Raw genomic sequence first — 16,001 nt, 5'->3', positions numbered from 1 at the left:
AGTCCGATGAGTATTATACAAACCAATTTTTAATCCAGCTCAATATTCCGGAAGAATGCTCATGCCTTTCAAAGCCTTCTATGCGTTTAGCTATTTGGCTAATTACACTAGAATCGTCATCTCCTCGGAAAGGGTGATTCATCAGAATAGGTATGGCTTCATCTACATTTGAAACGGACCAAATATGAAATTCTTCTTTCTTAATACTTTCAACGACGTCTTTATGCAGTGATAGATGTTTTAAATTAGACTTCGGTAGAATAACGCCTTGCTTCCCAGTTAACCCTTGGTGTTTACACACATGGTAGAAACCTTCAATTTTCTCATTAAGGCCCCCGACAGCTTGAACTCGTCCAAACTGATCGACAGCGCCTGTTACTGCTATTTGCTGATTAATTGGATATTCGGAAAGTGCGCTCACTAAAGAGCAAAGCTCTGCAAGCGAAGCACTATCACCGTCAACTTCACAGTAAGATTGTTCAAATACAACCGAAGCAGAATAAGGAAGTGGTTCATCAAGTTTCAAAGCCGAAGAAACAAATGCTTGCATAATCATCATCCCTTTAGCGTGTAAATTACCACCAAGCTCAGCTTTACGCTCGACATCAGAAATATCACCATCACCAAAATGGATAACGCAAGAAATCCTAGCAGGCTCTCCGTACGAGAGTGGGTGACCAGGGACATCGATCACAGTCAATCCATTCACTTGCCCAACACACTCTCCTTGAGTTTCAATGATGACTTGGCCATCAAAAATATCGGACAATGCTCGCTCCGGTAAGTAGGCTTCTCTATAGTATTTGGCTTCTATTGCTTTTTCTATATGCTCGCCGGATAGCTCTTCGCTAGAATTGCTTTCCAATACTGCTTCTTCGAGTAAAGCGCGATACCACATGATATCGAGGGGCAAATAATTCTGATCTTCCGTGTATCTCGCGCCTTCCGCCATCAACTTTAGCAACCCTGAGTTTGTAAGAGGCGGAATTTCGTACTTTCTACATAGCCATTTTAAAAAACCTAGATAGGTCGGAATAGATTGTTGAGTAAGTTCTATTTCCGGTTCGTATTCGGTGTATAAGTTGAAGCCATAATTAATATCGCTATCTAAATACTGCAAGTCATCGAGAGAGTCTCGGCTACCAACAACAATCACTTTGAAATCGTGTGCCTTAAGTAGGTTATCACTACAGATTCTTCTTGGCGTAAGGTTTAACGGCTCAACTAACTCACCTAGTAATGCGGATTTCAATTTAAACCAGCCAACAGGGTTAGCAGTGATTAAATTTGCCGATACTAAAATGATACCACTAGCAGCTTTATCAATTAGGCCTAGCTTTCGTTCCTTCACCTTGCCTTCGCGGTTCACGGAATATGACCCGAAAATAGTGTCGAAGCTTAGGCTTTCTGTTGAAACAATAGGCATATCTTCTGGAGAAATCTTTCTTATCGCTTCAGAAATAAGCCCACGATATAGTGAATTGTCAGGCGCATGAATCGTGAGTAATTTGGCAATGCCGGATACCTGGAGGAACTTTTCCAACGATTTTTTGAGTCGCAATTGAGAATCTAGATAGTAAATTTCTGAAATCGATTGGTATTGTTCTAAGGTAGAACTAAAATTATCAAATTGAGGTGCTACGGATTGCCAGCTTTCGTGGTTCATTGAGTTAGTATCGTATTTCTTTAAAGACTATAAAGTATATAGAATATCCGAGTGTTGTGTTAGCAACAAATGATTCGGTGCAATGTTTACCACGAGATTATTGTACAAACTAATAGTTATGAGTTACGCTGTAACTAAAATTTTAAGGGAATTGTATTTAATGAAATATCAGCAGCTTGAAAACCTTGAGTGTGGATGGAAATGGCAGTACCTAATAAAAAAATGGAAAGAGGGTGAGTCCATCACTCGTCATTTAGACTCAAGTGAAGCCGAAAATGCTGTACAAGAACTGCTGGTTTTAGAGCACGAGCCTGTAAAAGTACTCTCATGGATAGAGCAAAATATGTCTTTGGAGTTAGACAATAAACTTAAGCAAGCGATCAGGGCTAAGCGTAAAAGGCATTTTAATGCCGAACAGGTCCACACCAAAAAGAAGTCGATCGATCTCGATTATCGGGTGTGGGAGAAACTATCGAATAGAGCAAACGAGCTAGGTTGTACTTTATCAGATGCGATAGAGTACCTTTTAAGTGAAGCGTCAAGAAGTGAAAAAGCGAGTAAGACCGTAAATAACTTAAAACAAGATCTTACGAAGCTACTATCTGATTAAGGAGTTTTCAGATGTTGTACGCATTATTGATTATTGTGCTTGTTGTTGCCTGCTGGATTGCAGCCCAAGAAAAACCAGTTCTACACGTGAAGTTTAAAGGTGGAGTTATTGTGTGGTCAAAAGGGCATTTCCCGCAAATGTTTAAACACAATGTCATCGAGATTGGTGAAATTGTCCCATTTGATGGGGAGCTAAAAGTTTACCAAAAACGAACAGGCCCAAGCTTAAAGTTTTCTAGTATTGTTCCTCAGAAAGTTAAGCAGAGAATAAATAATGTTTTTCCTCATACGGGATTCATTGCTGACGGTGAAGAAAGAAAAAAAGGGTAGTGGTATTCGCATAGTTTAAATAATTATATTAAATCTTTGGTTTATTCTTACTAGCACTAAAAAATTAATGAACATTTATTGCTATATCTAGCTCATTATTATCTTGTTAAGTTAGGGTTTTTAATAAACCTTAGAATAAACAATAGGATAATTATTTTTATCTACCATTAGTGGCGCAACATAATCGTGCTATAAATAACACCTGCCATTTCTAGATTTCATCAAAAATATCTAATCATGAATTTTAAATATAACTTTTCAATTTTGCTCATCGACGAGATGTAACGACAGGAATAATATTCACATTAGCACTTTATTTGAGGAGATTTTCATGAAAGTTGTTGTTGAATTTCTAGAGTCGGGCCGTTTCAGAGATAATTTTTGGGATGGTGATTTCTATGTGAACCGTGGTGAGCGTCGTGCAGTAACCCCTTCTTTTGCAGCACAGTTAATAACTAATCGTATCGCATCACTACAACGTATTGAGGACAGTAAAGATTCGTAGCTCTAAGCTGCAGAGTCTAATGGAGCTTTGAGCCGGTCAACCTTTTGTTCGGCTTAAGCAAACTTTATCCAAAACCGCTATTTCTTTCCTTGGTCACTACTTTTCGCCTAAGTTTTTCCTTTCCCAATTTTTGATACGTCATACTGATAGCTGTTACATTTTTTCATACCCACTTTGTGTAGTTGGTTGATCACTTCCGTAAGTTTCTTTGTTAGTCTGGATGCGTACTAGCATAAATTTGTTAAGAATAAAAATAGACATCTGATTTTTAAAGAGATGCTACTCGAAGATTAAAGGAATAATGTCATGGTTGAGTCTAGGGAAACTATAGCTCGATGGATAATGTCTATCGGAATAGTGATTTTCGTATGCATTATTGTTTATGCTAGCTATACCCGAGAAAGCTTTGCTGACAATAAAAACAAAACGCTAGATGAATTTACTAAGCTAACCCAAACTCAACGTCACAACATCGTCAATGATTACATCGTACTTCAACATATAAATAAAAAACAACTCAACGAGTTTTACGCTTGTGTCAGCGAATTAGCCTTTACGAAGAACCCAGATACGGTGTTGGATTTTATCGTTAGAACTTGCAAGAAAGATTATGAAAACAACCAGCTATCTCAATATGTAGACTTTGACCAATTCGAGAACGGCATTGATGAAAGTAATGGTTCTTACATCGAACTTAACACGTTATTGAAAAAAAGAATTGGTGAATCTAACTCTTACCAGCCTGTAAATACTACCTATCGTTTTGTTATTTATGGTACCACTCGTCCTAAAGCTATCGTAAAAACACGCTTCAATGAAGTGAATAGCGAAGGAAAAACAGTCAAAAGGGATGCGATAGCATCTGTGGATGTTTCTACAGGTAAAGTTTTGAAAATAATAAGCTTAATGTGATCAACCTGTTTTAATAGTAAAATTTTCGATAGCCAGAGTAGCTCAGCATGGTAGAATCATACGTTAACTTGCTGAATTATATAGGGTAGTTAAGTGAAAATTTCTTTTATGGGAGCCCAAGGAACAGGGAAAACGTCGACATTGGAATATGTTGCTAGTAAATGTTTAGGGTCTTATTACATTATTCCTGATCAATATAGGTATATTACCCAATCCCTTGGCTACGACAAACCTCGATCAATATTGTTGGAAGCGGGAGAATCTCAACGAAGCCACACGATGAGTGCTTTAGTGAGCAGTGCATTAGCCAATTTTTCTCACGTAGATCGGAATAGTCATGAGTTCACTTTTGCTGACTTAGATCCTATTAGCTATTACGCTTTTTATGAATATTGGATCAGAAAGACTTCGGAGGAGAGGAATCAAAAGCCAACTTATTTGCCTTTTATTCAAAAGTTAGCGAAGCATTACTCTGAGATGTTCGACATAAATTTCTATTTACCTATCAATATAATCCCTTTAGTTAGCGATGAAATGCGGCTATACGATCCAGAGTTTCAAGCTGATATAGATATAATTATTCAAAAGTGCATCAAAACGTTCAAACCGAGAAAACTGATTAAACTAGAAAGCAAAACACTAGAGGATAGGGGAGAAGAGGTGTTATCTATAATGGCAACTTGTAGAAAATAAGGCCGTGTCAACGGCCTTTATCTTTAAAACTCTAGCTCTTGTAGATTTCACCATCAAAACATAGATTTAACAACACAACGATTTCATCTTCCGTCGGTAGCCTTGGGTTACAACCTGTACATGCATCAGCCATCGCATTTTTGGCCATCACGTGTACTTTTTCTTTCCAGGTATTCTCATCAACACCGAATTGTTTAAATCCATCTTCAATTCCTACTGAAGCTCGAAGCTGCTCAATTCGAGCGGCTAGAGATTCGGAATTATCTTCGTCGATTAACTTAGCCAATTTAGCGTATTTGTGTTCTGCTTCTAATGCATTAAAACGAATTACGTTTGGAAGTAGAATCGCATTTGCTCGACCATGAGGAACTCCAAACATACCGCCAACTTGGTGAGCCATAGAATGCACGATACCGAGTAGAGCGTTAGTAAAAGACATCCCAGCTAAACATGAAGCATCGTGCATGATTTGTCTAGCTTCAAGATCATTGCCATTTTCGCAAGCCGCAGGAAGTGTTTTGAAAATATCGGTTACAGCTCTTTCCGCCAAACTATCTGTATAAGCGTCTGCTAAAGGTGTGACGTAGGCTTCAAGTGCATGAGTTAATGCATCCATTCCCGTGTTTGCCGTTACATGTTGAGGCATGGATTGACAAACTTTGCCATCTACAATCGCGATATCAGGGCATAATTCGTAAGAAACAAGCGGATACTTTGTGCCTTTTTCTCTGTCAGTGATAACAGAAACACAAGTCGCTTCTGTTCCTGTACCTGAAGTTGATGGAATTGCTACGAACTTCGCCTTGTTACGCAAAGGTTTTATGGTGAATGGTGGGATAATATCTTCAAACTTAGTGTCAGGGTATTCGTAGAAAACCCACATAGCTTTAGCCGCATCAATAGCTGAACAACCACCTAATCCAATTATCCAATCTGGCTGGAAAGACTGCATAGTGTCAAAGCCACTCATAACCGTTTCAATTGAAGGGTCCGCTTCAACGCCATCGAACACATAAACTTCTAGCCCACTCGAGCGTAACAGTTGTTCTGCTTTATCAATATATCCAGTGCGTCGCATTGAACCTTTCCCAGTTACAATCATTGCGCGCTCACCAGTTAACTCTGCCAACTTTTCGAATGTACCAATACCGTGAAATGTTTTAGAAGGTACGATAAAATTTTCAGCCATAACAAATTCCTGAATATTATTAGTTTAAATTGTGAATTTTGACTTTACTTCGTTTGCGATCCTTCATTCTAATTATTTATTGTTAACATCCGGTTATACTTTTAATAATCACCTATGAATAGGGATGATGATTAGTAGATGAATTTTTAAAGTTAGAAGTAATAGCTAGCAACCTTGGAGGGAAGTGCTATCAAATCATTGTCACTAGCTTGTAGTGAAATAGGTGGATTTTTAAAAGTGATATTACCGCTACCTATTTGAAGATTAAGAAATCTGCCATCAGACAAACCAATATGATAGATCATGTCGATTGCGTGAGACATCCCATTTTGCTCGAAGCTTTTTTTGCCAACAGTCAAGCTAACAGCTTGATATGAATGCAACCCATCATTTATAAAGACTATCTCTTCATCAAAATTAATGGAATTTAATAAGTCCAAATGATTTGATAATGAATCCAGTGTAATAGTAATCATATTGACCTCCTACTTATTAAGACGTAGTGGATGTCTATATTTACTCACTATACAATGTGTTTGTAAATGCAAAAAACAAACATATTATTCATTAACGAAAAACCGATTAATTAACCTATAATCTATTTATAAAGAGCCATCAAATTATATAAATAGATATAATCATAACCCTTAGCCATAACGACGAGAAAAATAGTAAAAGTTAAGTTTGAAAAGGGGAGTGCTTAAAAATTAATCTAAATGGGGAAACATCGTAGCTGTTACAAAAATTAAAGAACGACAACCATTGTTGGTAATAACTGACCACAACCAGATTGCATTTCAACAAACGTGTAGCACTTAGTTTGAATTCATTTGTTCAATCTACTAGAAATACTTCGAGCAATAGAAATAACTCTGAGATAGATCTTCAAGCACGGCCAAGAATACGAGTCATTTCAATCGCTAGAGATTTAAATAATTTTATCTGATAATCAATAGCATTGGCTGCAAAGCAGCTAAACTATTGATTATTAATGTAAATTATATATTTTATGGTAAATGATAGTTATGTTTAATGATTTAAAGTGCACTTGTTTCGTAGGCTAGTAACCTTAGGCTCTTAGTAATCATATTTAACATAAGATACATAATGCGCACTGGTCAGCATGAGCAAAATCGGGCATCATCACCAACACCAAACCCGCGCTAGCCATTGATATTGCTCGTAATCCTTGGCCGTTAAACTTTTTTGCAATGCTTTCCCAAGCGCTTTGAGCTCTATGGTCTTTACTGCGATCAGCTGCTAGATAAACCAAAACTTCTTCTTCTGGCATTCCAATATGTTCAGCTAGAAAAAACGCTTCATTTTCAGTTAGATGACGTTCGCCATTTCTAATTTTACTAATCTTCTGCGTGCTGATACTCAAGTCATGTGCAATTTGCTTGTCTTGTACGTAGTTTTTAGCCGATTTATAGGCATCTAATATTTGTTCTTGGTACATGCGCGTTCCTCTAATCCCTTAAATTGTATACTCATAATCCCGTTTTTGGGCGATTTACAATCCCGATAATTGTCACTTGATATTCTACATAAATCGGGATTCAGTCCCTTTGTATGAATCGTCAGGGAAATTTTGTGAACCGCCCGTTTAGCAAGCTCGTATGATTACCAGTTGGATTTAACCAAGCCAATCAAAGACCATCGTCGTCCAGATTATCCTCGCGAATTTCTTTTGAATCAAAATCATGACGACGTCATTTATTCTCACGACGTGTCGGACGTTCCAGAAAAAGTTTCTGCGAGTCCGTGTTCAAATCTTCCTCGTGGCTTTAAACGTAACGGCGAGTTTTGCAAAGACATGCTGCGTGTGTATTCTGATGTGTGTCAGCAAAAAGATTCGGTTGAAGCTGTTCGACAATTACAATCTGCGCACGAGCGTTTAACTCGTCATGGTTACAGTTCGGCAATGGCCGACGATGACATCCGTCAATTAGCCGATACCAAGTCACGACAGTTTTTAAAATCCGTTCGAACGTTGCCGACTGTTGATGAGCAATTTGAAAAAGTTGTCGAGCTTCTAGCGGATTTGGGTTTGGCATTTACTGAAGCTGCCATTAAAAAAGCCACGGACAATGACGAATTGTTCTCATTGGTTAATCGTGCGCTCGATGAAAACTGGCTCGTTCACCAGCTTCGCCGAAAATGTGCCTATGAAGTTGAACAAGTTGCGCGTGATTTGGCGCTCGTTCAACGCTCAAAACAGATTTATTGCTCGGATTTCTCCTTAAATCGTCAACGTGATCGCCGTAATTCTAATGAAATCGCCTTAGATAATATGGTCGCGTTTGACGAAGAAAATCCCGATAACTGGTTTACTTTAAAGGAGTTATCGAGAAATCCGTCTCAAATCCAAGCATTCGACGCGGCGAAATGTTTGTAAGGCTTCGAGGCTTTGAGGAAATCGCCCAAGAATCCGGCCATGATGCAGTATTTATTACGACAACTGCCCCATCCCGCTTTCACGCCGTTTCTAAAGGATCAATCAATAAAAATTGGATCGTAGCTGGCAAACCGGACGCTAAATCTGCCCACAAACACTTAATGTCTGTGTGGCAACAGCTAGGAAAAACGCTTTCTCAGCATGACATTAAGCTCTATGGAATGCGCATTGTTGAACCACATCAAGATGGCACGTCACATCATCATCTTTTGTTGTTTTTAGACCGCAAACACACCAAGTTTGTGGTCTCCGAATTTCGCCGTTTATCGCTTAAAGATTCACCAAACGAAGCCGGAGCCAGTCAATATCGCTTCAAATGCGAGCACATTGACTGGTCTAAAGGCTCTGCAGTTGGCTATGTGGCGAAATACGTCAGCAAAAATATAGATGGCGCGCATATATTGAGCGATAAAGGCTCCAATCTCAATGGTTTAGACGCTGCGGAACGCGTTGTGACGTGGTCACGTTTAAATAATATTAGACAGTTTCAGTTCATTGGTGGCCCGTCGGTTACCGTTTGGCGCGAGCTCCGTCGTTTGCGCGAAGAATTTCAAGAGGACGATGCCATGCTCACTGACTTAAGTGAACCCGAACATTTTTTATTAGAGAAAGTTCGCCGCTCTGCAGACGAAGGCGATTGGAAAGCGTTTTGTTATGCGATGGGCGGCGTGTTGGTCAAAAGAAAAGATCAAACCGTGAAGGTTCAATACTCCGTACCCGATGCGATTCAGAAATTGTTGGTTTCTGGTGAGTTTATCCCTGCCCGTTTTGACGATATAGTACAAGCTCTCGTCAATAGCTGACTGCTAAGCGACATTTTCTTAGCGACACGTTTCCGTAATTAATATGTAATTGATAGTAACAAGTGTTTCACAACATTACTGTATGAGTCACCGTTATCATTTTTTTAACACATCGGATGTGTTATTTTCGCTAAAAATACAGAACAATAGCCTGAGCTTATCAATACAAGGAGTATAAAAGTGCAGGGTTATTTATATAATAAGAAAATAGTGCTAGCCACATTGTTCAGTTCTACCCTACTTTCTGGGTGTTATTGGGACGATCCTAGAACAGCAGCTGAATACGTCAGTAGTCATATCTCTAGAGAAAGCACCGTTAACCATTTGCAAGCATTGGAAGCCAGAGCATCGACTACAACAGATGGTACATCGGTGACCCGTGCTGCAGGAACTAGCGGTTATGAACAATCTACCGATTATGTGGTACGAGTGATGAAGCGTTATGGCTACAATGTGACTACGCAAGAGTTAGATTTTCGTGCTTGGGAGGAATTAACGGGTACAACACTGATTGTGAATGGTGTTGAGCTGAATAGTAACTATGACTCCTCCGAAAATATCGAACAAGATTTTTCGGTTATGTCCTATTCTGGTGATTCAAGTGGATTAATAAATGGAGATATTGCTTTCGTCACTCCAGATTTTCATTTTGATTCAGGTAACTATGATGATACCGATGGTTGTGAAGCATCCGATTTTGTTGATAAAGGTATCCAAGGAAAGATTGCTGTCATCCAAAGAGGTGGATGCTCATTTAGCGATAAAGTTGTAAATGCAGAGCAAGCGGGCGCTATCGCAGTTATCATTTTTAATCAAGGTAACGATGAAGGCAGAATGTCGGTTGTTAATGGCACCCTTGGTAGCGACAGTACTGCTACGATCCCAGCGTTTGGGTTGCGCTATGCGCTGGGCAAGCAATGGTATGACGATAGCATAGCCTCCTCTATTTCTGCCAACCTTAATGTTTCCGTTCAAGATAAAATGGTGGTGACAAAAAATGTCATTGCCGAAACTAAAAAAGGTAATCCAAACCAAATCGTCATGCTCGGGGCTCATTTAGACTCAGTACCAGCAGGCCCGGGTATCAACGACAATGGCTCTGGAACTGCAGGTCTACTTGAGTTTGCCACGACACTTGCCGATCTCGAAGCTCCGGTGAAAAATAAAATTCGCTTTGCTTGGTGGGCGGCAGAAGAGTCTGGCCTTGTCGGTTCAACTCATTATGCAGACACATTATTTTCCCCTATCTATACGCAGGCTCAAACTGAGATAATGCAAAAGTATGAACTGGAAAATCCTTCTGATTTAACGGAAACTCAGATTGATGAAGTCGAAGCCAGATATAATGAACTCAATAAGGTTAAGCTATATCTAAATTTCGACATGATTGCCTCACCAAATTATATCTTTGGCGTAATGGACGGAGATTTATCGGATACCAAAGATGCGCCAGATAACGCTTATACAGGCGACTTTCAACCACCCTATGGCACTTCTGACATTGAATCCATGTTCAACGAATTTTTCGAGTTAAGATCGGAAAGTACCGTACCTCAGGCTTTATCTAAACGTTCAGACTATGCGGGTTTTGCAGACTGGGGAGTCGCATTTGGCGGTCTATTTACCGGTGCGGAGAAAGTGAAAACTGCAGCGGAAGTCGAACAGTTTGGTGGTGATATTGGCGCAGCTTATGACCGTTGCTATCACCAAGCTTGCGACGACCTAAATAACATTAGCCAAAACGCCCTTTATCTAAATACTCAAGCACTTGCTTACGTGACAACCTACTACGCTTTCAGTCAACCTCTATTCTCAACAGAAGAATTGCCATCAAGCAAATTAAATGCGCTGATTGCTGAAGCTCCGAAAGCTAAATTGCGCATAGGCACCAAGCTGAAAGCCGCACCGAGCCACAGTGACCATAGCCATTTTCACGGTGATTTTGATCAAGATCGCCAGTGATACAACTTAGTATGATGCTGAAAATAAGGTTCCTTAACCGGGACCTTAATTCTTTACTAATTTCACTAGCTAGCACGTTAATTATTTATAAAATTAAACTAAGGATAGTCTTCTATGTTAAGGGCATTGTTTGGAGTTTTTCTAATTTCATGTTTTTCTTTCACAGTCAGTGCGTCTCCCCCGCCAATTGAGCCGATTACACCTTTCAACAAGTTGTTAGGAAAATCCAATGAAACATATACTTATGTTCGATGTTGGTACAGGCTTGGCCAAACTCATGATGATTCAGCAACTTCCTGGGAGTGGGCACTTAAGCCGAATGGTAAATACTACTCAATAGATGGGTATTGGAAGTCAGATATAAAGCTGAGAAATATGTTTTATACCACGACGACACAGCAGGAAATCAAACAAAGATGTATTGAAACGCTTGGAGTAACCGGCCCTGCTGAAGATGTATTGTTTTACGCTGCCGACAATCGATTTTCCTACAATCACACAATTTGGTCAAATGACAAAGAGGCAGCAACAAATATTAATAAAATGATTTCTTTCGGGGATAGTTTGTCTGATACAGGAAACTTATTTAATGCGTCTCAATGGCTTTTCCCGAATCCTAACACTTGGTTTCTTGGTCATTTTAGTAATGGGCTTGTGTGGACTGAATACTTGGCTAATGATCTAAATATACCCGTATACAACTGGGCTGTTGGCGGCGCAGCCGGTGAAAACCAATATGGTGTACTGACTGGTGTTAAGGAACAGGTTGAGTCTTACTTAAACTATATGACAGCAGCGGAAAACTATAACCCGAAGAACACATTGTTTACCCTCGAGTTTGGTTTGAATGATTTTATGAATTACGATCGCTCTTTGAGTGACGTGGAAGATGACTTCAGCTCTGCTCTGATGGAACTTGTTAGCTCTGGCGCACAAAGTATCTTGCTAATGACGCTCCCAGACGCTACTCACGCTCCACAATTTAAATACGCTACTGAAGAAGAAATTTCGAAAGTAAAACAGAAAATTTTAGCTTTTAATTCGTATATAGAGGAAAAAGCACAACGCTATAAGGAGAAAGGCATAAACCTACTTTTATTTGATGCGTACTCATTGTTTGAAAAAACAGTCCAAGACCCTAACGCCTATGGATTCGAGAATTCAACTGATGCTTGTTTAAACATAAATAGAAGCTCTTCCCAAGATTACTTGTTGAGCCATCCACTAACTGAAGATTGTGCACGTTATGGCTCAGATAAATATGTATTTTGGGGAGTGACTCACCCTACTACAGCTATGCATAAGTATATTGCTGAGCAAATGCACCCTTATGTAATAGCATTATTCACTACCAAATAAATTATCATCATTAATTTAAATTAAATGTAAGAAAGTATGCATTGCGATTATTTTGATATCAGTAAATAACTATTAAAAATCGCAATGCAGGCGTAGATAACGTGATTAAGTGAGAGGTTTAGCATCTTAAGCAGGATATCGCTCTAATTACTTAACTTTCCCGTTTTTTTATCGATTGTTCCATTGGCAAAAAGTGTCGCTATAGCCTTATCAATTCTAAGTTTTACTTCTTCATAGTTCTTAGACTTTGTTGACAAGCCAAATGTCTGATTTAACGACTTAAACTCCCTAAAGTAAACCTTGTCTGTAGGCTTAATATAAACATCCATTTTTTGTTTGTTTGCGTAGAGAAATTTAGCGCGGCCCTCTAGTAACATTTTGGTGGCGGATTTAATCGTTGTAGGAGTATAGATCTTAAGTTTCCCTTCTTTTTCAGCCTCCCAGACACCTGGCAGAATTGATAAGCTCCAACCTCGGACACAAATAATATCCTGACCATAATAGCTATCTAACTTCGTTGGAATCTGATCGACGGGCAAACTTGAATACATACCTAAATTTGCTGGTACATTGAAGTCAGTAAAATATACACTGCCTTTTAGTAGTTTTGCTTGAGTTTTACTGTTGATCACTGAACCAAATGCTATCTTTCCAGATTTTAAGTCACTTTCGAGTCGTTTTTTTGGTACAGATTTGAACTTGCAATTTAAACTAGCTTCCTTGCATATAGCTTCGAAAGATTTAACCATTGGACCACGAAACTCTTTTAATTCCTTATCGTAGTAATAGACGGGAAACCCATCGCTTAGCCCGACGACTACATCAATAGGTTTGTCTGAAGCGAACGCTACTTTCGTAAATAAAATTAGTATGATGAGAAAATATTTCATCTTGTTACTCTCTTCCTTGAATTAACTATATTTTAGTAAAATTAACTCTCAATACATGGTGATTAATAGACAATTAGCTAGGTTGTATTAAAAGTGAGAATGGATTAACTACAGCTGTAGTAGTAAGTGTTTTTGTGGCTATATTATTGAATAATATAGCCTATTATCTAAGGTGATAATTAGTATATATATACTAATATTATATCGTAGCTAATTTGAATACTTTACAAAAGGGAGTTTGATTATGAAGTTAATTGGCATAATAGTCTTTGGTTTAATCACATTTATGCCTGCAGCATTTGCCGAAATAGATGTTGTTAAAGTTGCGAAAGCGAGAACTGAGGGAGACAATAGATTTGTTTATCCGAATCATATTTTGCAGCTAGCGCTAGAAGCAAGTAAGGATAAGTATGGAGACTACGAGCTTGTAGAAACTAAATGGTCTGGAACAAGAGATAGAATGCTAACCGAGCTGAAGTCAGGGAAAAGAATTAACGTTCACAATGCTCCAACTCGAGGAGAATGGGAAGAAAAAACACTTCCTGTACACTTCCCAATACTTAAAGGTATATTAAACTATCGGATTTTCCTTATTCATAAAGATAATTTAAAGAAATTCAATAATGTACAAACCCTAGATGACCTCAAGCAGCTAAATGCAGGTGTGGGTGCACAATGGTCAACAACTAAAGCACTACGAAAAGAAGGTGGATTTAGAATTGTCACAGGCTCTACTTATGATGGATTGTTCAGTATGCTGATCGCGAAGCGATCAGATTATTTCATAAGAGGCATGAATGAAGTTTTTCGTGAATATGATGAACGTAAAGATAGACACCCTGAAATGATGGTTGAGCCGAACATTGTTATGGAACTTCCTCTACCGTGGTTTTTCTTTGTCTCGCCGAATAATCCAAGGTTAGCGGAACGAATCTCTTATGGGTTAGAAAAAATGAAAGCGGATGGCTCATTTGATAAAGAGTTCTATAAATACAACGGTGAAAGTATTAAGAAAGCGAATTTATCCGAAAGAAAATTATTCAGAGTAAAAAATCAAACTCTACCAGAGCACCCAATTTATAATGACCCTTCCTACTGGCTCGATGTAAACGATAGTCGAAATTAGTTAGTAAAAAAGGCCCTGTTTAGGGCCTTTTCTCTGCTGCTCTATGGAGAATACCACAGCTTACTATTGTTTACTGGCGTTTCACTTGGCAGTAAGGGGTTGTCTAAATAGAATGTTTTTCTATTCTTCATATTCGCTTTTTTTAAAATCTCTTTAATTTGAGGATGATTGTAAAAAAGCTCATCAAACGATCCATCTTCGATCGCAGCTAATAAGCCTTGCTCAATACGGTTCTTCAATTCAACATTGTTTTTGTTGACAAAATAATACATAGGCGAAATATATTTTAGCATCAAAGTTTTTTCGACTTCCAAATCTAATGTTGGATGGCTAGCTAGCTCCGTCCATGGTTCATGGACACCTCTAGGAAAATAATCAAACCTTCTTTTTGCCAATGTTTTAAAAAGTAATTCATATCCTCCAACAGGTAATACTTTTAAATTAGAGTGTTGAAGTATTTTTATATCCGGCCAATCATGTCCCTGCCCAGCAGTTAACTTTTTAAGATCTTCCAAACTCTCAACGCTATCAAATTTATATTGGTCTCCCGAATTAATAATAAAAACTCGATATCCAAGTAGACCTCTTAGTAATGGAATACGTATAGGCATTAGGTCTTTTTCACGTTGTTTTGAAGTCATAGTCCATACAACATCAAGTCCCTGCCCAGATTGCAGCGTTTTGATAGCCCTATTTTGAAACATGGCATGAGATGCAGGCTCTAACTTATACGGAGTATATTGTTCTTGAGTTTTGTCTAATACTAACTTGAGTAGTTCTATAAAATACCCCTGCCTACTATCACTTTCGTGCTCAATGGCAATATGTTTGATTATAGTGATATTTTCTGGCTCAGACTCTGCGACAACAACGTCGCTAATCATAGATATTGCTATTGTGAGACAAACCCTAAATTGTCTTTGGTAGCTTGATAAATTAATTGTCATTGTACTCTTTGCTTTTAACGTACCTTAAGCAATCTTAGACTAGTATGTGTCACTTGGTTATGTGAGATAGGTAAAAGAGATACTCAAAATCGCTCCTTTAATTTTGCTAGAGTGCCTATAATTTTTTTATTAAAAAAGGAACAACTTCTCAACCACTCATTAAAAGCGGAGTCTGTAATTATGGTGAACTCAGAAGAAGCGTCTCACAACGATGTAGATTACAAAGTCGAGGTAGAATACATAGAAGAAAAGGATGGTTACGTTGCCTCATTTAGTTTTGAAGGTCCTGCCAACAACCGAGGCTATTTTATCACTGTTGAAGCAACAGTGATGAACGAGCGCACGGAAGGAGTATCCGTATTTGATGAAGAGAGCTATGCCTTTGATATTGGGCACCGATTAGCGAAAAAGAATATCGACAAATGTTATTCATAAACATTTCTCTTCTAACCAATGGGGTGACCCATTGGTTACATTGTCACTAGTCTTACCTATATACTCTTCCTCTCGCCCTAAATATTGATCTTGTGATTACAGCTTTACTATAGAAGG

General features: G+C 38.5%; 15 protein-coding genes and 1 pseudogene. 10 read left to right on the top strand and 6 right to left on the bottom strand.

Annotation, left to right across the window (positions count from 1 at the left end):
• Positions 1-13: 13 nt before the first annotated feature.
• Positions 14-1,666: a S16 family serine protease gene (locus ACM2FC_RS05535; protein ID WP_498479869.1), complete on the bottom strand. Its 1,653-nt coding sequence runs from the start codon at positions 1,664-1,666 to the stop codon at positions 14-16.
• A gap of 160 nt (positions 1,667-1,826) precedes the next feature.
• Between ACM2FC_RS05535 and matP the strand changes: the two genes are divergently transcribed.
• The 5 genes from matP to ACM2FC_RS05510 all read left to right on the top strand — a co-directional run bounded on the left by matP (position 1,827) and on the right by ACM2FC_RS05510 (position 4,715).
• Positions 1,827-2,276: a macrodomain Ter protein MatP gene (gene matP / locus ACM2FC_RS05530; protein WP_498479868.1), complete on the top strand. Its 450-nt coding sequence runs from the start codon at positions 1,827-1,829 to the stop codon at positions 2,274-2,276.
• Between the two features lie 11 nt (positions 2,277-2,287).
• Positions 2,288-2,605 (top strand): DUF3634 family protein, encoded by a 318-nt coding sequence (locus ACM2FC_RS05525; RefSeq protein ID WP_498479867.1) that lies wholly within the window; start codon positions 2,288-2,290, stop codon positions 2,603-2,605.
• A gap of 331 nt (positions 2,606-2,936) precedes the next feature.
• A complete protein-coding gene (locus ACM2FC_RS05520) occupies positions 2,937-3,110 on the top strand; it encodes a hypothetical protein (protein WP_498479866.1) in 174 nt (57 codons plus the stop codon).
• Between the two features lie 306 nt (positions 3,111-3,416).
• Complete coding sequence (locus ACM2FC_RS05515) at positions 3,417-4,022, top strand: hypothetical protein (RefSeq protein ID WP_498479865.1); 606 nt, start codon at positions 3,417-3,419, stop codon at positions 4,020-4,022.
• 93 nt (positions 4,023-4,115) lie between these two features.
• A complete protein-coding gene (locus ACM2FC_RS05510; protein ID WP_498479864.1) occupies positions 4,116-4,715 on the top strand; it encodes an AAA family ATPase in 600 nt (199 codons plus the stop codon).
• A gap of 31 nt (positions 4,716-4,746) precedes the next feature.
• On the opposite strand, the gene ACM2FC_RS05505 is transcribed toward ACM2FC_RS05510, so the two are convergent.
• The 3 genes from ACM2FC_RS05505 to ACM2FC_RS05495 form a co-directional block, all read right to left on the bottom strand.
• Entirely contained in the window at positions 4,747-5,904 is a 1,158-nt protein-coding gene (locus ACM2FC_RS05505) for an iron-containing alcohol dehydrogenase (protein WP_498479863.1), read from the bottom strand.
• Positions 5,905-6,056: 152 nt separating this feature from the next.
• On the bottom strand, positions 6,057-6,380 hold the full coding sequence (locus tag ACM2FC_RS05500; RefSeq protein ID WP_498479862.1) for a hypothetical protein: 324 nt from the start codon (positions 6,378-6,380) through the stop codon (positions 6,057-6,059).
• Between the two features lie 614 nt (positions 6,381-6,994).
• Positions 6,995-7,363, bottom strand: coding sequence for a DUF3693 domain-containing protein (locus ACM2FC_RS05495; protein WP_498479861.1), 369 nt, complete (start codon positions 7,361-7,363; stop codon positions 6,995-6,997).
• Between the two features lie 357 nt (positions 7,364-7,720).
• On the opposite strand from ACM2FC_RS05495, the pseudogene ACM2FC_RS05490 reads away from it, so the two are divergent.
• The 3 genes and pseudogenes from ACM2FC_RS05490 (at position 7,721) to ACM2FC_RS05480 (ending at position 12,486) form a co-directional block, all read left to right on the top strand.
• Positions 7,721-9,165, top strand: a pseudogene (locus ACM2FC_RS05490) (replication endonuclease).
• Between the two features lie 180 nt (positions 9,166-9,345).
• Entirely contained in the window at positions 9,346-11,127 is a 1,782-nt protein-coding gene (locus tag ACM2FC_RS05485; RefSeq protein WP_498479860.1) for a M28 family metallopeptidase, read from the top strand.
• Positions 11,128-11,241: 114 nt separating this feature from the next.
• Entirely contained in the window at positions 11,242-12,486 is a 1,245-nt protein-coding gene (locus ACM2FC_RS05480; RefSeq protein ID WP_498479859.1) for an SGNH/GDSL hydrolase family protein, read from the top strand.
• Between the two features lie 143 nt (positions 12,487-12,629).
• On the opposite strand, the gene ACM2FC_RS05475 is transcribed toward ACM2FC_RS05480, so the two are convergent.
• Positions 12,630-13,376 carry a substrate-binding periplasmic protein gene (locus ACM2FC_RS05475; RefSeq protein WP_498479858.1) on the bottom strand — a complete coding sequence of 249 codons (747 nt, stop codon included), beginning with the start codon at positions 13,374-13,376 and terminating at the stop codon, positions 12,630-12,632.
• 244 nt (positions 13,377-13,620) lie between these two features.
• Between ACM2FC_RS05475 and ACM2FC_RS05470 the strand changes: the two genes are divergently transcribed.
• On the top strand, positions 13,621-14,502 hold the full coding sequence (locus ACM2FC_RS05470; protein ID WP_498479857.1) for a substrate-binding periplasmic protein: 882 nt from the start codon (positions 13,621-13,623) through the stop codon (positions 14,500-14,502).
• A gap of 41 nt (positions 14,503-14,543) precedes the next feature.
• Here the strand turns inward: ACM2FC_RS05470 and ACM2FC_RS05465 are convergent, their stop codons facing one another.
• On the bottom strand, positions 14,544-15,449 hold the full coding sequence (locus ACM2FC_RS05465; protein ID WP_498479856.1) for a substrate-binding periplasmic protein: 906 nt from the start codon (positions 15,447-15,449) through the stop codon (positions 14,544-14,546).
• Between the two features lie 180 nt (positions 15,450-15,629).
• Between ACM2FC_RS05465 and ACM2FC_RS05460 the strand changes: the two genes are divergently transcribed.
• A complete protein-coding gene (locus tag ACM2FC_RS05460; RefSeq protein ID WP_498479855.1) occupies positions 15,630-15,884 on the top strand; it encodes a hypothetical protein in 255 nt (84 codons plus the stop codon).
• Positions 15,885-16,001 lie beyond the last annotated feature (117 nt).

It is taken from the genome of Vibrio sp. A37 (assembly GCF_059777565.1).
Note: the sequence above shows the minus strand (reverse complement) of the source record. Positions and strands in the feature narration are given on the sequence as shown.